At 27.4% G+C, this 20,265-nt stretch carries 20 protein-coding genes, 1 tRNA gene and 1 riboswitch; of the genes, 5 read left to right on the top strand and 16 right to left on the bottom strand.

Annotated elements, in window-relative coordinates; genetic code table 11:
- Positions 1–42: 42 nt before the first annotated feature.
- The 11 genes from O212_RS0109635 to O212_RS0109585 all read right to left on the bottom strand — a co-directional run bounded on the left by O212_RS0109635 (position 43) and on the right by O212_RS0109585 (position 10,182).
- Positions 43–972 (bottom strand): transketolase family protein, encoded by a 930-nt coding sequence (locus O212_RS0109635; protein WP_024614901.1) that lies wholly within the window; start codon positions 970–972, stop codon positions 43–45.
- Positions 973–985: 13 nt separating this feature from the next.
- Complete coding sequence (locus O212_RS0109630) at positions 986–1,795, bottom strand: transketolase (RefSeq protein WP_024614900.1); 810 nt, start codon at positions 1,793–1,795, stop codon at positions 986–988.
- A gap of 67 nt (positions 1,796–1,862) precedes the next feature.
- The gene (locus O212_RS0109625) at positions 1,863–3,221 is read right to left on the bottom strand and encodes a PTS ascorbate transporter subunit IIC (protein WP_024614899.1); all 1,359 of its coding nucleotides are present in this window, start codon (positions 3,219–3,221) and stop codon (positions 1,863–1,865) included.
- Positions 3,222–3,311: 90 nt separating this feature from the next.
- Positions 3,312–3,587 (bottom strand): PTS sugar transporter subunit IIB, encoded by a 276-nt coding sequence (locus O212_RS0109620; protein ID WP_024614898.1) that lies wholly within the window; start codon positions 3,585–3,587, stop codon positions 3,312–3,314.
- 1 nt (position 3,588) lies between these two features.
- Complete coding sequence (locus tag O212_RS0109615) at positions 3,589–3,990, bottom strand: PTS sugar transporter subunit IIA (RefSeq protein ID WP_024614897.1); 402 nt, start codon at positions 3,988–3,990, stop codon at positions 3,589–3,591.
- 14 nt (positions 3,991–4,004) lie between these two features.
- Entirely contained in the window at positions 4,005–5,891 is a 1,887-nt protein-coding gene (locus O212_RS0109610) for a BglG family transcription antiterminator (RefSeq protein ID WP_024614896.1), read from the bottom strand.
- 288 nt (positions 5,892–6,179) lie between these two features.
- Positions 6,180–6,737 carry a 5-formyltetrahydrofolate cyclo-ligase gene (locus O212_RS0109605; protein ID WP_024614895.1) on the bottom strand — a complete coding sequence of 186 codons (558 nt, stop codon included), beginning with the start codon at positions 6,735–6,737 and terminating at the stop codon, positions 6,180–6,182.
- Between the two features lie 28 nt (positions 6,738–6,765).
- Positions 6,766–7,158 (bottom strand): hypothetical protein, encoded by a 393-nt coding sequence (locus O212_RS0109600; RefSeq protein ID WP_024614894.1) that lies wholly within the window; start codon positions 7,156–7,158, stop codon positions 6,766–6,768.
- 196 nt (positions 7,159–7,354) lie between these two features.
- On the bottom strand, positions 7,355–7,510 hold the full coding sequence (locus O212_RS16845; protein WP_173391483.1) for a hypothetical protein: 156 nt from the start codon (positions 7,508–7,510) through the stop codon (positions 7,355–7,357).
- Between the two features lie 69 nt (positions 7,511–7,579).
- A complete protein-coding gene (gene glmS / locus O212_RS0109590) occupies positions 7,580–9,406 on the bottom strand; it encodes a glutamine--fructose-6-phosphate transaminase (isomerizing) (protein WP_024614893.1) in 1,827 nt (608 codons plus the stop codon).
- 527 nt (positions 9,407–9,933) lie between these two features.
- Entirely contained in the window at positions 9,934–10,182 is a 249-nt protein-coding gene (locus tag O212_RS0109585; protein WP_024614892.1) for a GIY-YIG nuclease family protein, read from the bottom strand.
- A gap of 152 nt (positions 10,183–10,334) precedes the next feature.
- Here O212_RS0109585 and O212_RS0109580 point away from each other — a divergent pair, with 152 nt between their 5' ends.
- From O212_RS0109580 to O212_RS0109570, 3 genes are read left to right on the top strand one after another with little or no spacing between them, the layout of a single operon-like run.
- Positions 10,335–10,781 (top strand): MarR family transcriptional regulator, encoded by a 447-nt coding sequence (locus O212_RS0109580; RefSeq protein ID WP_024614891.1) that lies wholly within the window; start codon positions 10,335–10,337, stop codon positions 10,779–10,781.
- Between the two features lie 13 nt (positions 10,782–10,794).
- A complete protein-coding gene (locus O212_RS0109575) occupies positions 10,795–12,534 on the top strand; it encodes an ABC transporter ATP-binding protein (protein WP_024614890.1) in 1,740 nt (579 codons plus the stop codon).
- A 25-nt stretch (positions 12,535–12,559) separates the two neighbouring features.
- Positions 12,560–14,398: an ABC transporter ATP-binding protein gene (locus tag O212_RS0109570; RefSeq protein ID WP_035279390.1), complete on the top strand. Its 1,839-nt coding sequence runs from the start codon at positions 12,560–12,562 to the stop codon at positions 14,396–14,398.
- A 51-nt stretch (positions 14,399–14,449) separates the two neighbouring features.
- On the opposite strand, the gene O212_RS17040 is transcribed toward O212_RS0109570, so the two are convergent.
- The 3 genes from O212_RS17040 to O212_RS0109555 all read right to left on the bottom strand — a co-directional run bounded on the left by O212_RS17040 (position 14,450) and on the right by O212_RS0109555 (position 17,938).
- Complete coding sequence (locus O212_RS17040) at positions 14,450–15,550, bottom strand: collagen-like protein (protein WP_024614888.1); 1,101 nt, start codon at positions 15,548–15,550, stop codon at positions 14,450–14,452.
- A gap of 91 nt (positions 15,551–15,641) precedes the next feature.
- Complete coding sequence (gene thiI, locus O212_RS0109560) at positions 15,642–16,796, bottom strand: tRNA uracil 4-sulfurtransferase ThiI (RefSeq protein WP_024614887.1); 1,155 nt, start codon at positions 16,794–16,796, stop codon at positions 15,642–15,644.
- On the bottom strand, positions 16,793–17,938 hold the full coding sequence (locus tag O212_RS0109555) for a cysteine desulfurase family protein (protein WP_024614886.1): 1,146 nt from the start codon (positions 17,936–17,938) through the stop codon (positions 16,793–16,795). Before O212_RS0109555 ends, thiI begins: the two co-directional genes overlap by 4 nt.
- Before the next feature lie 187 nt (positions 17,939–18,125).
- On the opposite strand from O212_RS0109555, the gene O212_RS16575 reads away from it, so the two are divergent.
- Together O212_RS16575 and O212_RS0109545 are read left to right on the top strand one after the other, a co-directional pair.
- On the top strand, positions 18,126–18,290 hold the full coding sequence (locus tag O212_RS16575; RefSeq protein ID WP_152524863.1) for a hypothetical protein: 165 nt from the start codon (positions 18,126–18,128) through the stop codon (positions 18,288–18,290).
- Positions 18,291–18,385: 95 nt separating this feature from the next.
- Positions 18,386–18,461 (top strand) — tRNA-Met (locus O212_RS0109545).
- An 84-nt stretch (positions 18,462–18,545) separates the two neighbouring features.
- Here O212_RS0109545 and O212_RS0109540 read toward each other — a convergent pair.
- Complete coding sequence (locus O212_RS0109540; RefSeq protein ID WP_024614885.1) at positions 18,546–19,178, bottom strand: cyclase family protein; 633 nt, start codon at positions 19,176–19,178, stop codon at positions 18,546–18,548.
- A 27-nt stretch (positions 19,179–19,205) separates the two neighbouring features.
- The gene (locus tag O212_RS0109535; RefSeq protein ID WP_024614884.1) at positions 19,206–20,003 is read right to left on the bottom strand and encodes a metallophosphoesterase; all 798 of its coding nucleotides are present in this window, start codon (positions 20,001–20,003) and stop codon (positions 19,206–19,208) included.
- A 131-nt stretch (positions 20,004–20,134) separates the two neighbouring features.
- Positions 20,135–20,239, top strand: a riboswitch (TPP riboswitch).
- Positions 20,240–20,265 lie beyond the last annotated feature (26 nt).

Genomic DNA, 20,265 nt, shown 5'->3' with positions numbered 1-20,265 from the left:
GAGCTTAGAAATTTCTAAGCTCTTTTTTTATAAATATAAATTTTATTTATTTAAAATACCTTTTGCTACTTTAATTATATTTTCAGATGTTAATCCATGTTTTTCTAATAATTTATCTGGATCTCCTGATTCACCAAATACATCATTAACTCCTATTTTCTTTACTGTAGCCTTGCATTTATCACAAACTACACTCGCAACTCTATCTCCAAGTCCACCTATTATTGAATGCTCTTCAACTGTTACTATTCCTTTAGTTTCATTAGCAGCTTTTATAATTATTTCTTCATCAATCGGCTTTATAGTTGATATATTTATAACTCTTGCGTTTATACCTTCTTTTTTTAGTTCTTCCGAAGCTTTTAACGCTTTATGAACCATTATTCCAGTTGATATAATCGCTACATCATCACCTTCTATTAATACACTTCCCTTTCCTATTTTAAAATCATAATCTTCATTATAAATATCATCTAAAGGTATTCTTCCTAATCTTATATATACTGGTGAATTTATTTTTGCAGCAGCTTTTACACATTTACATGCTTCAATATCATCTGCTGGTGATAATACTATCATATTAGGCAAAGCTGACATAAGAGCTATATCTTCAATAGCTTGATGTGAACCTCCATCAGGACCAACTGTAATTCCCGCATGTGTTGCAGCTATTTTTACATTTACATTTGGATAACAAACTGAATTTCTTATTATTTCAAAAGCTCTACCTGCTGCAAAAACTGCAAAAGTAGTTGCAAATGGTATTTTACCTGCATTAGCAAGTCCAGCTGCCATTCCAATCATATTTTGTTCAGAAATACCTACATTTATAAATCTATCTGGATAAGCCTTTGCAAATATCTCTGACTTAGTAGCTTTTGAAAGATCCGCATCTAAAACTACTATCTCTTTATTAGTGCTTCCTAATTCTACTAAAGTTCTTCCATATGATTCTCTAGTTGCTCTTTTCATCCTAAATTCCTCCTTACTTGCTAAGCTCTATTAAAGCTTGTTCCTTTTGTTCCTTTGATGGAGCCATTCCATGCCATTCCACATTATCTTCCATAAATGAAACACCTTTACCTTTTACTGTGTTCGCAATTATAGCTGTTGGACTATCATTAATTCCAACTTCATTGAATGCATTATTTATTGATTCAAAATCATGTCCATCACATTCAACCACATTCCAACCAAATCCCTTTATTCTCTCTTTTAAAGGATCAACTCCCATAACTTCTGAAGTTCTTCCATCTAATTGAATTCCGTTTTTATCTATTATTGCTACTAAATTATTTAACTTGTATTGTGATCCTGCCATTAATGTTTCCCAAACTATTCCTTCTTGTATTTCTCCATCTCCTAACACTACATAAACATTACCTTTTTTATTATCAAGCTTATTTGCTAATGCTAATCCACATCCATTAGAAAATCCTTGTCCTAATGAACCAGTAGAAATTTCAACTCCTGGACATTTTTTTGCATCTGGATGACCTTGAAGAAATGATCCAATTTTTCTTAAATTATATATTTCTTCTTTATCAAAGAAACCTTTTTTAGCTAATGTTGCATACAAAGCTGGTGCTGCATGTCCTTTACTTAATATAAATATATCTCTTTCCTCTAATTTTGGATTTTTACAATCTACATTCATCTTTTCAAAGTATAAATAAGTGATTATATCTATTACAGAAAGTGATCCTCCTGGATGACCTGAACCTGATTCATAAATCATTTCTATAATATCTTTTCTTAATTCTTTTGCTATATCATATAATTTATCTTTATTCATAACCAATACCTCACTATTTTTTATATAAAAAAGGAGGAATTTAATTCCTCACTTTTTAATAATTATATTAATTCTCCTGAATTTTTTTCTTATTGCTTACAACTGATATTACAACTAATACTGCTACTATACCTATTAATGTAATAGTTAATCCCATACCACCAATATATTCTTGAACTTTTCCTAAGAATATACCTGCAACTCCAAAATCTGCATCTGAGAATGTTGAATTAGCAAATCCTAAGTTTCCTAATACAGGTAATAACGCTACTGGTAAGAATGATATTATAATACCATTTACAAATGATCCTATAATAGCTCCTCTTCTACCTCCAGTTGCATTACCAAATACCCCTGCAGTAGCTCCTGTAAAGAAATGAGGAACAACTCCTGGAATTATTATTACTAAACCTAATGCTCCTAATGCTATCATTGAAACTATTCCACCTAAGAATGAGCATATGAAGCCTATTAATACAGCATTTTGTGCATATGGAAATACTATTGGACAATCTAATGCCGGCTTTGAGTTAGGAACTAATTTACTTGAAATTCCTTTAAATGCTGGAACTATTTCATTAAGAACTAATCTAACTCCATTTTGTATTAATATAAATCCAGCAGCAAAAGTTAATGCTTGAATTAATGCATAAACTATAAAGTTTTTACCACCTGATAATTGAGTTTCTACGAATTGTGGACCTGCCGCAATCGCTACAATAACATATAAGATTAACATTGTAATTGATATTGATACTACTGAGTCTCTTAAGAAGCTTAATGACTTAGGTACTTTCATTTCTTCTGTTGATTTTGATCCTTTTCCAACAACTTTCCCAATAGCTGCTGATGCTGCATATCCAACACTTGAGAAATGTCCTAAAGCAACTGAATCATTTCCAGTAATTTTTTTCATAAATGGTTGAAGTATTGCTGGTGATAATATCATTATAAGACCTAGTGCTAATGATCCTGTGAATATTAAATGGAATCCACCCATTCCAGCTGATCCTAATATAACTGCGATCATACAAGCCATAAATAATGTATGATGTCCTGTTAAAAATATGTACTTAAACTTTGTAATTCTTGCTATTATAATATTTGCTATCATACCAAATGTCATAATTAATGCTGTGTTTGTTCCGAATTTATCCATTGCCATTGCAACTACAGCTTCATTATTTGGTATAACACCAGATATTTTGAAACCTTCTTCAAACATTATTCCAAACGGTTCTAATGATCCAACTATTATTCCAGCCGCTGATGAAATAACAACAAATCCTACCATAGCTTTTAATGTAGCTTTTACTATATTATCAGCTGATTTTTTTTGTAATAATAAACCTACTAATACTATAATACCTATTAATATTGCTGGTTCTGATAAAAAATCTACTGCAACTTTTAAAATACCGCTCATCTCTTTTCCCCACCTTTGATGTTTATTTATATTGTTTAATAATTTTTCTAGAAATGTGATAAAAAACTATCACACTCCTAGAATAACTTTCTAAAGACCTAATTTTTCTTGTATTTTTACTTTTAATTCATCTCTATCTAGTAAAGAATCTAATATTATAAGTTCTGGTAAATGACTTGCACTATCTGCTAAGTCAATTCCAGTTACAAATATATCTGCATCTGTTGCAACAACATCTGCTAATGATGTATGACTTGCTTCATATTGATCGTCAACTCCTAATTCTCTTAATACATCTGTTATATTCATTTCCACCATAAAACTTGATCCTAATCCTGATCCACAAACAGCCATTATTTTTTTCATCTTAAAATACCTCCTGAATTTCATTTTCACATTTTGAATTTATAATTAAATTTAATTTTTCTTTATTCATACAAACTTCTGCTATCTTTCTTAATACTTCTAAGTGTGATTTATTATCTTTAGCAGCAAGTGTAAAAAATACATTTACTTCTTTTCCTAAAAAATCTATTGGAGTATTTAACTTTACTATGCTAACTCCTTCTTTTATAACACCATCTTCTGGTCTTGCATGTGGCATTGCCACTCCCTCTGCTATACAAAAGTATGGACCTAATTCATCTATCTTTCCTAATATGGCATCATAATATCTTTCCTCTATAATTCCATTCTCTTGTAATACATCACATGAAATTTTTATAGCTTCTTTATAATCTCTTACTGACTCAATAACCTTTACTAGCATATACTCTGCCTCTCCTAAATTATATTTTTAAATTCATCATAACTATTGCAATTTTTAAACTTTTCTATATTATCGTCTTTAGTCAATATGTTAATTAAATTTACTAAATTCATATTTTGATTTTTGTTTGCTAATACAACTATTGCTTTTACTGGTACCTTATTATTGCTTCCAAATTTCAATTCAGATTTAAGCGTTAATAATGACATTGAATTTTCTAAAACATTATCTGGAGTTGCATGTACAAAAGCAATCTTTGGTATAAAAACCATATAATTTCCTAATGTTTCAACAACATTTATTATTTCAGTTGTGTAATTTTTGTTTATCTTCTTTTCTTTCAATAAAGGCTCTGCTGCTACCTCTATAGCTTCTTTCCAATCATTTATTTCTAAATTAAACTTGGTAAACTTTTCTGGAAATAACTTTTCAATATCAGCTTTTGATTTTCCTTTAACAGCATCAATAAGATATTTACAGTTTTTTTCATACCTTTTGTTGTATATTTCATTTTTTATTTTTTCAGCATCAGTACTATCTAATATAGGATTTACTTTTATAACTTTATAATCATCAACTTTAATTGGTATCGTACTTACTATAAAATCAATTTCTTGACTTTTAAGCACATTATCTAAATCTCTCATCCTACATATACTGCTTATTTCGACTTCTGGAAGCATTGCATTTATTCTTGCTTTTAATAAACTTGAAGTTGCAAGACCTCCATTGCAAACAATCAATATTCTATAAGTAAAATTACTTTTTATATTTCTTTCAAAGATAGCATCGAAGTACATAGCCATATAAGCTATTTCTTCTTCTGGAAATTTAACTCCTATAATATTTTCTTTTTTAGATAATATATCTTCTGTTATTCTATAAATAAATGACATCTTATACTTTATTTCTTCTAACATTGGATTTTCTATTACTAAATTATTTTTTATTCTATGTATAGCAACTTTTAAATGCATAGAAATTTGACTTGTAAATTCTAAATCATTTCTACAATCAATCTTAAGAACACTACAAAGTTCATCTAGTATTTCTTTTGTTATGTTATCTACTTCTCCTCCTATGGTTCTTCTTAAACCATCTATTATTTTTAATAAATAACACATTTCATCTTCTTCCATATGAAGTATCTCTTTTAAAATGTTGAATTCTCTTCTTTCTAAAAGATATTTCTTATCTTCATACTTATATTGAACTTTGAATCCATTTTTATATCTAATTGTAGATAATAAAATTATCATTTCTAATTCTTCAAATGACTCTTCCGAATATAATGTTCCAATATCAACTTCAATTTCAGTTAATTTACTTTTTATAACAGAACTTTCAATTTGAATATATTCTTCTATTCTTGATTTAATATCAGATTTCAGTTCATTATTTAACTTACTAAATATACTAAAAAATACATTCCTTATTTTTTCTTCATTATCATTTATAGTTATTCCATGATACACTTTTTTTAAGACGTTTATATCATATTCTTTTAATTTATCTACTACTTGCCTAAAATCCTGAACTAATGTATTTTTACTAACACCTACATCATTTGCAAGTTCTTCAATTGTAACTCTTCCTTTAATTATTAAAAGTAATATAATAATTGTTATTCTTTCGTCAGATGAATAAACATTATAATCAATCTTTTCTATTAATTTTTCTACATATTGATCTTCATTTAATATAAGTCTTATTCCAAGTCTCGGCTTTCTCTCTAGTGTCACTTCAGAATTCACAAGTAATTCTTCTATAGCACTTAAATCATTTCTAACTGTTCTTGGACTTACATCAAAGTTTTTTGCTATTTCATCTAATTTTGTATAAGTTTTTTTTAATTCTAAAAACTTAAGTATATCTTTTTGTCTCTTATTAAGAGTTATCAACTTGTTACCTCCTTAGCTATCTTACAATATCATTGTATTCGATTTCATAATTAGCTACTATACCAATCTCTTTCATTAAATGTGGCAATTTTTAAACTAACTTAATTTCAATTATTTTTATTGTAAGTTTTATATTTATTAATATTTTTTAAATAAAGTTACCAAACTATGTCTTATTTATGTTGTTTTTGTATTATATCATGTATACAAAAAATTTTTAAGTAATTTTTTTCAAAAAACAACAAAAAACAACATCAGAAAATTTTCCGATGTTGTTTTATTAATTTATTATTTAATTACTCTTTTTTCTGTTATTATTTTATCTACTTTTATATCATGATTTTCAGAATAAATACTTTCTAAAACTTGAAAATCATAAGCTAATGCAATTTTATAAGCTGATATATTGGAATTATATAATAACTTATCATAATATCCACCTCCATAGCCTATTCTATTTTTAAATTTATCAAAAGCTACTCCAGGCATAATTATTAAGTCTAAATCTATTATATTAATATTTGTTTCATTGCCAACTGGTTCTAATATTCCATAATTACTTTTAACTAAGTTATCTAAGGAACTTATTTTTATAATGAGCATTTCTTTTCCTTTTACTTTAGGTACACATACTATTTTACCTTTTTTCAATGCATCATTTATTATTATTTTAGTATTTATTTCTGATCCAAATCCTATATATGAGAAAATAACTTTAGCCTCTTTATATTCATAACTATTTATAAAATTATTTATTATTTCACTATCTAATATCTTTTTTTCAGTACTATTTATTTTATCTCTTATATCTATAATATTTTTTCTAATCTCTTTTTTACTTTTCATTATATTTTTAACCTCCTAATATAAACGATTAAAACCATCTACTAGAAACTTCTATTAAAAAATATTTTAAAATTAATATAATTATAATTATTGAAAGTAAAGTTTCTTTAATAGCATATTTTCTTAACTTAATATACTTCATATATTCTTTTGATTTTAACAAAAATATCATAGCTATTGATATTAATATTAGATTCATAAATACTCTATAAAACCATAAATCAAATCTTTTCACTATAAAAAATAGTAAAATTAATATTATCAAAAATATAACCACTAATTTATTTAAATTATTTGGATATTTCCTACTGAAGTCTTCCCCATAAACTTCTTTCAAATCATTAGTTTTTATATAAGCTAAAAATATTATAATTCCACTTAAAATACATATTATTAAAATTGAACTTACTATATTAAACATATTTAATATCCCTTCTTATAATTAAACTTATTATTTATTCAATTATTATAATATCCCAAATATTGCTACTTTAAAATAGTTTCTTCACTTTAGTCTATATTCTACAAATAAATAATATAACAATTTAAAAGTAAATAAACGTAAACTTATAAAAATAAAAGCTTATACACTTTGTGTATAAGCTTTTAAACATAATTTACTTAATTATATTTTCTAAATCTTCAATGACCATATTGATTACATCAATTTTTGACCTTGCAGCGTCATTATCAGGTAACCATTCTAACCCTGATTTCAAACATCTACCAGTATCCTTATACTCTTTAATTAATCTTACTAACTCATCTCTCATAAAAAAACCCACTCCTTATCTTTACTGGAAAATTATCTCAACTTAAATATTATACATCTTTATTGAGTCTTATTCAACTGTAACTGATTTAGCTAAATTTCTTGGCTTGTCTATATCAAATCCCTTAAGACTTGCTACATAGTAAGCTAATAATTGTAACTCAACAGCTGCAAGAATTGGAGCAAACATATCTATAGTTTCTGGTATAAATAGCATTTCATCTAAAACCCCTTGAGCTTTTTCACTTCCTTTAAATGTTATTCCAAAGTTTATAGCTCCTCTTGATTTTATTTCAACTACATTACTTATCATCTTATCCATTAGCTCTCTTTGAGTAAGAACTGAAACAACTTTTGTTCCTTCTTCAATTAAAGCTATAGGTCCATGCTTTAATTCTCCTCCAGCGTAAGCTTCTGAATGAATATATGATATTTCTTTTAATTTTAATGATCCTTCTAATGCAAGAGCAAAGTCCATTCCTCTTCCTAAGAAGAATATATCATCTTCATCTTTAAGTGATTCTGCTACATTTTTAACTTTGTCAGCATCATTTAATAAATCTTCTATTTTTCCAGGAATCATTAATAATTCTTCTTTTAATTTATTTATTTCTTCTGTTTTTAAAGTTCCAAGTAATTCTGCAAAGTACATTGCTATTGTGTGCATTATTACAACTTGTGTAGTATATGCTTTAGTTGAAGCTACTGAAATTTCAGGACCTGCCATAGTATATATAACATGGTCTGCTTCTCTTGACATTGTACTTCCTACAACATTTGTAACAACAAGAGTTTTAGCGCCTATTTTATTACAATCTCTTAATACTGCTAAAGTATCTGCTGTTTCTCCTGATTGACTTAATACAATTACTAATGACTTTTCTGTAACTAATGGATTTCTATATCTAAACTCTGAAGCTATATCAACTTCAACTGGTATTCTAGCTAATTTCTCTACTGAATATTTTCCCATAAGTCCAGCATGATATGCTGTTCCACAAGCTACCATATATATTCTATCTATATTTTGAAGTTCTTCTTTTGTAATTTTAAAATCATCAAAAACAATTTCATGATCCATTGATACTCTTGAAGTCATAGTATCTTTAATTGCTTTTGGTTGTTCGTGTATTTCTTTTAACATGAATGAATCAAATCCACCCTTTTCAGCAGCATCAGCGCTCCATGTTACTTCATATACATCTTTTTCTATTTTCTCTCCATTTTCATCTAAAAGCTCAACACCTTTAGCTGTTATAACAACAAATTCATTATCTTCTAAAAGATATACTTTATTTGTTCTATTTAAAACTGCTGGAATATCTGAAGCTATAAAATTTTCTTCATCTGAAAGTCCAACAATTAATGGGCTATCTTGTCTTACTGCAATAAGCTTATCTGGTTCATCATTTGAAATAACACCAATTGCAAAGCTTCCTTGTAAGTCTTTTGTAGCTCTAACTACAGCTTTAAACAAGTCTCCTTCATAGTAATACTGTATAAGGTTTGGTATAACCTCTGTATCTGTCTCTGAAATAAAGTTACATCCTTTATCCTTTAAAAATTCTCTAAGCTCTATATAGTTCTCAATAATTCCGTTATGAACTACAGCAATATCTCCTTTAGAACTTAAATGTGGATGTGAATTAGTGTCTGATGGTGCTCCGTGTGTTGCCCATCTAGTGTGACCAATACCTATTGTTCCATTAATAGGAGCTTCCTTTAAGCTTTCTTCAAGATTTGAAAGACGTCCTTTTTGCTTCTTTACTTCAATCTTTCCATCAGATATAACAGCGACTCCTGCTGAATCGTATCCTCTATACTCTAACTTTGATAATCCTTCCACTAAAAAGTCTGTTGCTTGTTTATTTCCAAAATATCCTACTATTCCGCACATAAAATCTTCCTTCTTTCTTAAAAATATTTAATTGTAATCTTCTTTAAAGTTCTCTCCTAGCAAAATTGAAAGAAGGCATAATAATCCTAGGACTACAAAAACCTTAAATTAAATTTTTTACACCAAGCTAGATTTGTGCTATAAATTACTTTATAGTTTTGCTAGCCGTTATCGGTAGTGTATATACCGTGGGGCACCCGCCGAAAATTTCGATAACTCCCCAACCTCGTCAACTTAAGTTAATATCTAGTATTTAATTTGGATTTTGGTGAACTTACTTAAAATAAAATTATTAAGGTTCTATTGTTTCCATCCAAATAAACTATAATTACGTAAACTTAAGTTCTGGCGCTTTTTAAAATTTATTATTAATTTTTAATTTTATACTTATCACACTCCTATTTTTATAAATTTTATACCTTCCTAGTAATTTTATCATAAATTTATTTTTTGTCTATATATTTAAAATACTTTTTTCTCCAAATTTTGCTACAAATTTTATTAATTTTTTTAAATTTTTTTGCAAATTATTTATTCTTATTCTCTATTAATTTAAGCTTATCTTTTTTACTTAATTTCTTTATTTCATATTCTCTTTTCATAGCTAATACTTTATCTTCAAATTCTTCAAAGTACACTATTTTAAGTGGTCCTCTACCTCTAGTATATTTTGCACCTTTTCCATCACAATGCATTTTAAATCTTTTTTCTAAATTATTTGTCCACCCCGTATATAAAGAATTATCTCTACACATTATTATATATACATAGTTCATTTCATCACCTCTTATAATATAATTTAATTATATAAAATTTATATAATCTATTATTAAATTTTTTCAATTTTTTTCTATTGCATTTTAAAGAATTTGATATTACAATATTAAAATAATTAGTCGTCTAACTAATTTTAGAAAGGAGTTATTTTATGGATAGTGAATTTAATTTTCCTTTTTATAAACTTTTAGGAGAAGTTTTAAGAGCTCATTTTTCTTTAAGCCATAAAACACTTGAAAAAGAAGGTTTATATCCAGGACAACCCCCTGTTCTTTTTACAATATATAAAAATGATGGTATAAGTCAAAAAGAGATTGCAGAAAAGACAAAGATAAGACCTGCAACCGTTACTGTTATGATAAAAAGATTAGAAAAAGCAGGATTCGTATCAAAAAGTATTGATTCTAATGATCAGAGAATTTCAAGAATTCATTTAACTGAAAAAGGTATAACTGCCTGCAAAAATTTAAAGACAGTTATAAAAAAAATAGATTCAATATGTTTAAAAAATTTTACTAAAGAGGAAGTTAATTCTTTGCAATATTTATTAAATAAAGTAAAAAATAATCTTAAAGACAATAAAACTGAACTAAATTAAGGAGTGAAAATATATGATAAAGCTGTTTAAGCATTTAAAGCCATATACTAAAAGTTTAATATTTATTCTTATATTACTTTTTGTTCAAACTATGGCTCAACTATATTTACCTACTTTACTATCTGAAATAGTAGATACTGGTATTATAAATGGCGATGTAAATTATATACTTAAAATTGGTGGTATTATGATTTTAGTATCTCTTGTTGGAAGTATATGTACAATATTTGCTAGTTATATTTCTTCAAAAGTATCAATGTCTTTTGGTAAAGATTTAAGAAGAAATATTTTCGTTAAAGCAGAGTCATTTTCTTTAAAGGAAATGGACAAAATAGGTAATTCATCACTTATAACTAGAACAACTAATGATGTTAACCAAGTTCAACAAGTTTTAATTATGATACTTAGAATGATGGTTACTGCCCCACTTACTTGTATTGGTGGTATTATAATGGCCATTTCAGTTGATAAGGATTTATCTCTTATTCTTTTAGTTTCAATGCCATTAGTTATTTTAGCTATAGGATTTATAGGAAAAAAAGGAATGCCTTTATTTAAGGCTATGCAAACTAAACTTGATAATATAAATAAAGTTTTAAGAGAAAACCTTACTGGTATTAGAGTTATAAGAGCCTTCAATAAACAAAACTTTGAAACAAAAAGATTCTCTAAAGCTAATACTGATTTTACTACAAATGCCATTAAGGTAAATAAAATTGTAGCATTACTTATGCCACTTCTTATGCTTATATTAAATTTAACTTCTGTTGCCATACTTTGGTTTGGTGCAAATAGAATAGATGCTGGTGTTATGGAAGTTGGTAATCTTATGGCATTCTTACAATATGTTATGCAAATAATGTTCTCACTTATAATGGTAAGTATGTTATTTATAATGATTCCAAGAGCTTCTGCTTCTGCTGATAGAATTAATGAAGTACTCGAAACTGAACCTTCAATATTAGATAGTAATAATATTGAAAATGAAACTACTAAAAGAGGTTATGTTGAGTTTAAAAATGTTTCCTTCTTCTTCCCTGGTGCTGAAAAAGGTGCATTAAATAACATATCATTTGAAACTAAGCCTGGTGAAACTACAGCTATAATTGGTGGTACTGGATCAGGTAAATCAACATTATTAAATCTTATTGAAAGATTCTATGATCCAACTAAAGGAGAAATTTTAATAGATGGATTAAATATTAAAAATATGTCTCAACAAGAACTTAGAAAGAAAATAGGATTTGTTCCTCAAAAAGCAGTTCTTTTTTCAGGAGATATAAAAGAAAATTTAAGATATGGAAAAGAAGATGCTTCTATGGAAGAGCTTGTGCATGCTGCTAAAATATCTCAATCTTATGATTTCATTATGGAAAAAGAAGATGGTTTTGATTCAGTAGTTGAACAAGGTGGTAAAAACTTCTCAGGTGGTCAAAAACAACGTCTTGCGATAGCTCGTGCTTTAGTTAGAAAACCTGAAGTTTACCTTTTCGATGATAGCTTCTCAGCTCTTGACTTTAAAACTGATTCCAAACTTAGAGCTGCCTTAAAAAGTGAAACTAAAGATTCAGCTGTTATAATAGTTGCACAAAGAGTAAGTACTATTATGGATGCAGATAGAATCTTAGTTCTAGATGACGGTAACATCGTTGGAATAGGAACTCATAAAGAATTACTTAAAAACTGTGCAATTTATAAAGAAATTGCCTCATCACAACTTTCAGAGGAGGAACTTTCAAATGAGCATAGATAAGAATAATCATAAAAAACAAGCTCCTATGATGGGAGGCGGAAAAGGAGGTCATGGTGTTGTTATTGGCGGTGAAAAAGCTAAGAATTTTAAAGGAACTACCAAAAGATTATTAACATACTTAAGACCTCATAGAGCTAAACTTATATCAGTAATATTTATGGCAATATTAAGTACTGCTTTTACAGTATTTAGCCCAAAATTACTTGGAGAAACTATTAACGTAATACTTGAAGGTATGATTGCTAAATTCAAAGGAATACCTGGTGCATCAATTGACTTTACTAAATTATCACATTATATTTTATTACTTTTATTCTTCTATGTTTTAAGTGCAGCATTCATGTATATTCAACAATATATAATGGCTGGAGTTGCTCAAAATACTGTTAAAGACATGAGAAGTGACGTTGATAATAAACTTAATAGACTTCCAATAAAATATTTCGATGCAAATTCAAAAGGTGATATATTAAGTAGAGTTACTAATGATGTTGATAATATAAGTAGTACTTTACAACAAAGTTTAACTCAACTTATAACTGCTATTGTAACTATAATTGGTATTACAATTATGATGCTTACAATAAGCCCACTTTTAACTTTAATATGTATTTTAACTTTACCTGTATGTATAATTGCAACTAGACCTATAATAGGTAAATCACAAAAATACTTCTCAGATCAACAAAGAGAACTTGGAGCTCTTAATGGCCATGTTGAAGAAATTTATACTGGTAATACTGTTGTTAAAGCCTTCGGACATGAAAAGAAAGCTATCAAAGAATTTGATGATATAAATGAAAAACTTTATGATTCAGCTTGGAAAGCTCAATTTATGTCAGGTCTTATAATGCCACTTATGAATTTTATAAACAATGTTGGTTATGTAATTATAGCAGTTGTTGGTGGTATATTAGTTACTAAAAACAAATTAAGCGTTGGTTACATTCAATCATTTATTCAATATTCAAGACAATTTACTCAAATGATTAACCAAACAGCTAACATTGCAAATATTCTCCAATCAACAATGGCTTCAGCTGAAAGAGTTTTTGAAATCTTAGATGAAGAAGAAGAAGTTGAAGATCCAATTAATCCAATAACACTTGATAACCCTAAAGGAAATGTAGATTTTAAGCATGTTAAATTTGGATATAGTAAAGATAATATATTAATGAATGACATGCAAGTATCTGCTAAAGAAGGTCAAACTGTTGCTATAGTTGGTCCTACTGGAGCTGGTAAAACAACATTAATAAATCTTATGATGAGATTCTACGAATTAAATGGTGGAGCTATTGAATTCGATGGAGTTGATATAACTGAATTCTCTCGTGGATATTTAAGAAGCATGTTTGGTATGGTTCTTCAAGATACTTGGTTATTTAATGGTAGCATTAAAGATAATATAGCTTACGGAAAAGAAGATGCTACTTTTGAAGAAGTTGTAAATGCTGCAAAAGCTGCACATGCAGACTATTTCATAAGAACTTTACCTCAAGGATATGACACAATATTAAATGAAGAAGCTTCAAATATATCACAAGGTCAAAAGCAATTATTAACTATAGCTAGAGCAATACTTGCTAACCCTAAAGTATTGATACTTGATGAAGCTACAAGTTCAGTTGATACTAGAACTGAAAGTTATATTCAAAATGCAATGACAAGACTTATGAAAGGCAGAACAAACTTTGTAATTGCACATAGACTTTCAACAATAAAAGATGCAGACCTTATATTAGTTATGAATCATGGTGATGTTATAGAACAAGGTACTCATAATGAACTTCTTGAAAAAGGTGGTTTCTATGCAGATCTTTATAACAGCCAATTTGCCCATGAAGATGAAGAAACTGCATAATTTAAATAAAATAAAAATATGCTACTAAAATTTAGTAGCATATTTTTTATTTTAATTAAGCTTCATTATTGTAAAATATGATATATTCTCTTCTCTACAACCTATTCTTATATCTTCATTTCTAAATGATTCTACAGATACTCTTGTACTGTCAGTTAAAAATATTATTCTATCAAAAAATGCTTGAGTTGTTATTTGACAATGAGAAAATACCGGAACAATATTCCCTTTATCTCCAATTCCATTTACTCTTAATCTATCAATACAACTTCCTCCTGGTATAGTTATACTAAATGTTATTCTATAATTACCACTTTCGCCAATAATAATTTCATTATTAGTATGCTCTAGTGATCCACTCTCATTGACTATCCCATTAAATAAATTTAATAATCCCTCTGAATTATTTATTGAATTAACTTTAGTATATGAACCAAAAGTATTTATATTTGCTTCTCCCGCTGGTCCTTCTGGTCCCTCTGGGCCTTGTGCTCCTTCTATTCCTCTTGGACCTCTTGGACCTTGAGCCCCTTCTGGTCCAATTGGACCTACTTCACCTGTTTCTCCTCTTACTCCTCTTGGGCCTATTGGACCTCTCTCACCCTGAGGACCTCTTGGTCCTCTTGGTCCTACTGGTCCTTGAGGTCCCTGTGGACCTATTGGGCCTACAGTTCTTATAGACTCTAAGAATATGAAAGGATTCCTACTTGTATTATTTGAACAGAATACTGCTGCTCCATTTCCTTCTGGTGATACATTTATATTAATTTCATTAATCGTATTTATATTTAAGCATTCAAAAGCTTTTAATAAATTTATACTAATATATTTTCCTACTTCTGATGAATTTACTCTATAAGTTATACAACTATTTTCTATAATATTAGTTGAATTTTCTCGTATTTCTACATTTATTTTTATTATCATAGAATTTGTACATTTTAAACTATCAAGATATAAACATAATCTAAATACATCTCTATTTAATTGATTAAATGCTAAATTAACATTAAATCTTAAATAAAAAGAACCTTTAATATTTGAACAGTTGCAATTATTTTTCTTACAAATAACAATTAATTTATCTCGTACATCTCTAATTTCTCCATTTAAATATTGTTTTTCTTCAATAGGAGTAATTTTAAATTGCATAAATACCTCCCCTTTTTTTAAAGTTTACTATTACTTAAAATATCCCTTTATATTAATATATTAGAATGCTAAAGGAAGGTTAAAATTAAATTTAAAATACTACAACTTCTGTTTCATTTATAGCTTTTTCTACTAATTCATCTATATTTAAACTTTCTTCTGATTTTTGTATATATTTAACTTTTGGTTTTGTTTTTGGATGCTTTGGTACAAATATAGTGCAACAATCCTCATATGGAAGTATTGATGTTTCATATGTTCCTATTTCTCTTGCCATATCCATAATATCTCCCTTATCCATTGTTATAAGCGGTCTAAATACTGGTCTATCAGCAACTTCAGTACTTACAGTAAGCCCTTCCATTGTTTGACTTGCTACTTGACCTATACTTTCTCCACTTGATATACACTGAATCCCCTCTTTTTCAGCCATCTTGCAAGCAACTCTCATCATAAATCTTCTCATTATTATTGTTAATTCATCTTCTGGGCAATTGTTTATTATTTCCATTTGAATATCAGTAAATGGAACTATAAAAAGTCTAACTTTTTCTGTATATTCACTTAATATTTTTGCAAGCTCCTTTACTTTATCTTTTGCTCTTTCAGATGTGTATGGATGACTATGATAATAAATACAATTAAGTTCAACTCCACGTCTTGCCATTAAGTAACCTGCCACTGGTGAATCAATTCCCCCAGATAACATAAGCATTGTACTTCCATTTATTCCATAAGGAAGTCCTCCTACAGCTTTTATTCTATCAGCACTAGTGTAAACATAAGCTTTATCTCTTATTTCTACATTTACTAGGCACTCTGGATTTTTAACATCAACATCTAAACTATCCTCATATATTGAAAGAACATACGCCCCTATTTCTCTTGATATATCCATAGATGTTCCTTCAAAACTTTTATTAGCTCTATTAGTTTGAATTTTAAATGTATTTGGATCTGCTTCTTTAATTTTATTTAAAACTTCTTCTTTAATATCATCCATATTTCTTTCAACTTGAGTTACTACACATATTTCTGCTATTCCAAATACTTTTCTTATTCTTTTAATTCCTTCTTCCATATTATCTACTTTAATAAAGTATCTATTTTGATCATTTAATATTTCAAAATCTAAGCCTTTAAGTTTCTTTTTTATGTTGTCTCTTAATCTTTTTTCAAATTTATTTCTATTGAGACCTTTTAAAAATATTTCAGATGCATATTTTACTAATATAAGTTTACTCATCTTTTCATCCTCCTTAAAAATGGTAATGACCTTTTTAGATTATTTATAACTATATCTATTTCTTCTTTTGTATTGTCCTCACTAAAAGAGAATCTTACTCCACCTTCAGCATCTTTATCACAAAGACCAATTGCCTTTAATACATAACTCCCACTTGCTATATTAGTTTTTGAAGTGCAAGCAGATCCAGTTGAAACATATATATTATCTTCTTCTAACATATGAAGTAATACCTCAGCTCTTACACCTTTAAATGTAACATTTAATATGTATGGTGAATGTTTATCATCATTAGGACTATTTATATAAATATCATTTATTTCTTTTAATCTATCTATCATATATGTTTTTAATTCTAAAACTTTAATATAATTTTCAGTTCTACTTTCACAAGCTATTTCACAAGCTTTTTTGAGTGCTATTATTCCTGGAACATTATGAGTCCCTGCTCTCAACCCATTTTCTTGACTTCCACCATGTATTAATGAGTTTGGTCTTATTCCCTTTTTTAAATATAAAAATCCTGTTCCTTTAGGTCCATGAAATTTATGCCCTGTTGTTGTTAAAATATCTATATTCATTTTCTTTACATCTATAAAAAACTTTCCATATGCTTGAACTGCATCAACATGAAATTTTGCTCTACTACTTTTTTCCTTTATAAGTTTTCCTATTTTACATATATTCTGAATAGAACCAATTTCATTATTTACAAACATTATGGATATAAGTACAGTATCTTTATTTATAGAATCTTCTAGTTGTTTTAAAGAAATCATTCCTTCTTTATCAACATCTAAATATGTAACATTAATACCTTGCTTTTCTAACTCCTCATATACTTTAAGAACTGAATGATGTTCAAATTTAGTTGTTATAATATGATTTCCCTTCTTTGGTATACCTTTTATAACTAAATTATTTCCCTCACTTGCACCTGATGTAAAATAAATTTCATCCTTAGATGCATTTATAGTACTAGCTATATATTCTCTGCATTCATTTATCTTTTTCTCTGCATTAATTCCTATCTTATGTAATGATGATGGATTTCCATAATATTTTTCCATTGCATTTGCCATCTCTTCAATTACTTCTTTATAAGGCTTTGTAGTTGCAGAATTATCTAAATAAATCTCCAAAGTAATACCTCCTTTTTATTAGTATTTACCTTTAAAATTAAGTTAATCCTAAAACTTTATCCTTAGTATTCCTATAAACTTACTATGAATTAAACTTTATTGATATAATATCAGTTTTTTTTATTTTTTAAAAGTATTATTTTATTTATCTTAATAATATGCTATCTTATTTTTAGGAAGTGATAATATGAATAACAAACGTAAAATTTCAAAAAACAATTTAAAATGTTTAATTTGTCCTATTTGTGGAGATACTATGGAAGAAAACTTATATGCTTATGATAATTCTAAATTTGAAAAAATTAATTTTAAATGTCCAACTTGTGGTCATAAAGAATCAAAAGTTTTATAAACTTTATTAAAATAAATAAAGTTATTTTAATAATTCAGTTGACAAAGGTTTTATTTAAGAGTATAGTTAACCTACTGAATGATTTAAATTAATATCGCGGGATGGAGCAGTTGGTAGCTCGTCGGGCTCATAACCCGAAGGTCGTAGGTTCAAGTCCTGCTCCCGCAACCAAAATAAAAGCTAGTTAGATTTCTAACTAGCTTTTTAAGTTTGTTTTTTTAATTAAATTCTTTTTTAACTGTATGTTTTAATCAATTACTTAACTATTCCATAAACTCTGCAAGGAGAGCCATCTCCACCTTTTATTTTTAATGGTGCTATTATTATTTGAAATTTACTATTTATATTATCTAATCCACAGAGATTTTCTATTATAAGCTTATCATTCTTTAAAAGATTTTTATGATTTATTAAATTCTCATCATTTTCACCATCAATAGATATACAATCTATACCTATGCCTTTTAACTTTTTTATATTGCTAAGAAATTTTGATGCTTCATAAGATAATCTAGGATAATTAAAAAAATATTTTTTATTGTTCCAATATTTTTCGTATCCCGTATTTAATATTAAATAATCACAATCTTCTATCTCTTTTTTATAATTTAAAAGGAACTTTAAATCTATTATATTTCTCTCTTTGCAGTTTATTATATATGCCCTGCCTATAAATTCTTCTACATTAAAACAATCTAATGTTTTGCCATTATTAAATATATGTCTTGGAAAATCTATATGAGTTCCAGTATGTGATGATAAAGATATTTTTAAAACATTATATCCATCTTTATCTATTGTGCTTAATCCTTCTTTAAAATATCCTTCTTCTTCTGAATAAGAAGTCATATTCTCATCTAAATAATGTGTTAAATCATATACTTTCACCTTAATCTCCTTTTCAATTTTATATTTTTATTTATTTTTTATAGTTACACTAACTATCTCTGGCCTATTCAATATTCTAAATGGGAATGCACTATTTCCAAGACCTCTACTTATTACTAACTTTGTATTATTAACTTCATTCATACCTTCAGTATACTTTGGAAAAAGCCCTTGACTTGGAGCTATTACTCCTCCTATAAATGGTATTCTTACTTGCCCACCGTGTGCATGGCCTGAAAAAACTAAGTTTATATTATGATTACTATAAATATTAATTCTCTCTGGTCTATGTACTAAAAGAATTTTATAATTATTTGTATTTTTAATAATTTTATTTAATTTTAACTCTGTACTGTAACTATTTATATAATCTTTAATTCCTATTAAATCTACTTTATTATTTCCTATATTTAAACTTTGGATTTCATCATCTAAAACAACTACACCTATATTTCTAAATTTTTCTTTTAATTCATCATAAGTATTAGTTCTTATTTCATGATTTCCTGTTACATAATATACTTTTGCTATTTTTATTAATTCTTCCATTAATATAATAGCAGGCTCTTTATTTAAAGTATAACTATCAACAATATCTCCAGTAAAAACTATAATATTAGGTTCTAGCTTTTTTATTTTATTAATTAATCTCTTTTGTTTTTTGCCAAAAAGTTTATTATGTAAATCACTTAAATGAACAATCTTATATATATTATTTAAATTAAATTCTTCTACTTCTATATTAATACTGTTAACATATATCCAATTATTTTGAACATATAAAAATATTATTATAGTTAATATAACCACCAATATTAATACCATAATATCCTCCTATGCTTACAATTTTATTATATTAAATTCTACCACTTATTAACTTAAATTTCATTTAATGTTTAAAATTATTGACATTATAAATTTGTAATATTACAATAAGCTTGTCAATTAAATATTATTTTATGTGCTAGGGGTGCCTTTATGGCTGAGAGATGCATAAGTTAGCATTAACCCTTTAACCTGATCTGGGTAATACCAGCGTAGGAAAGCAAAAGACTCAGTTCTTTTACATCCTTCTAGCACAAATAGG

This window comes from Clostridium sp. Ade.TY (genome assembly GCF_000498355.1).
Classification (GTDB): Bacteria; Bacillota; Clostridia; order Clostridiales; family Clostridiaceae; genus Clostridium.
The sequence above is the reverse complement of the archived record's forward strand: the minus strand, read 5'-3'. Positions and strand labels throughout refer to the sequence as shown.

What these genes read in the sequence shown, in the direction of transcription:
- O212_RS0109630 (WP_024614900.1), bottom strand. Translation starts at nt 1,795, where the DNA reads ATGAATAAAGATAAATTATATGATATAGCAAAAGAATTAAGAAAAGAT.
- O212_RS0109585 (WP_024614892.1), bottom strand. Translation starts at nt 10,182, where the DNA reads ATGAACTATGTATATATAATAATGTGTAGAGATAATTCTTTATATACG.
- O212_RS0109635 (WP_024614901.1), bottom strand. Translation starts at nt 972, where the DNA reads ATGAAAAGAGCAACTAGAGAATCATATGGAAGAACTTTAGTAGAATTA.
- O212_RS0109575 (WP_024614890.1), top strand. Translation starts at nt 10,795, where the DNA reads ATGATAAAGCTGTTTAAGCATTTAAAGCCATATACTAAAAGTTTAATA.
- O212_RS0109615 (WP_024614897.1), bottom strand. Translation starts at nt 3,990, where the DNA reads ATGCTAGTAAAGGTTATTGAGTCAGTAAGAGATTATAAAGAAGCTATA.
- O212_RS16575 (WP_152524863.1), top strand. Translation starts at nt 18,126, where the DNA reads ATGAATAACAAACGTAAAATTTCAAAAAACAATTTAAAATGTTTAATT.
- O212_RS16845 (WP_173391483.1), bottom strand. Translation starts at nt 7,510, where the DNA reads ATGAGAGATGAGTTAGTAAGATTAATTAAAGAGTATAAGGATACTGGT.
- O212_RS0109570 (WP_035279390.1), top strand. Translation starts at nt 12,560, where the DNA reads ATGATGGGAGGCGGAAAAGGAGGTCATGGTGTTGTTATTGGCGGTGAA.
- O212_RS0109625 (WP_024614899.1), bottom strand. Translation starts at nt 3,221, where the DNA reads ATGAGCGGTATTTTAAAAGTTGCAGTAGATTTTTTATCAGAACCAGCA.
- glmS (WP_024614893.1), bottom strand. Translation starts at nt 9,406, where the DNA reads ATGTGCGGAATAGTAGGATATTTTGGAAATAAACAAGCAACAGACTTT.
- O212_RS0109535 (WP_024614884.1), bottom strand. Translation starts at nt 20,003, where the DNA reads ATGGTATTAATATTGGTGGTTATATTAACTATAATAATATTTTTATAT.
- O212_RS17040 (WP_024614888.1), bottom strand. Translation starts at nt 15,550, where the DNA reads ATGCAATTTAAAATTACTCCTATTGAAGAAAAACAATATTTAAATGGA.
- O212_RS0109620 (WP_024614898.1), bottom strand. Translation starts at nt 3,587, where the DNA reads ATGAAAAAAATAATGGCTGTTTGTGGATCAGGATTAGGATCAAGTTTT.
- O212_RS0109580 (WP_024614891.1), top strand. Translation starts at nt 10,335, where the DNA reads ATGGATAGTGAATTTAATTTTCCTTTTTATAAACTTTTAGGAGAAGTT.
- O212_RS0109600 (WP_024614894.1), bottom strand. Translation starts at nt 7,158, where the DNA reads ATGTTTAATATAGTAAGTTCAATTTTAATAATATGTATTTTAAGTGGA.
- O212_RS0109605 (WP_024614895.1), bottom strand. Translation starts at nt 6,737, where the DNA reads ATGAAAAGTAAAAAAGAGATTAGAAAAAATATTATAGATATAAGAGAT.
- thiI (WP_024614887.1), bottom strand. Translation starts at nt 16,796, where the DNA reads ATGAGTAAACTTATATTAGTAAAATATGCATCTGAAATATTTTTAAAA.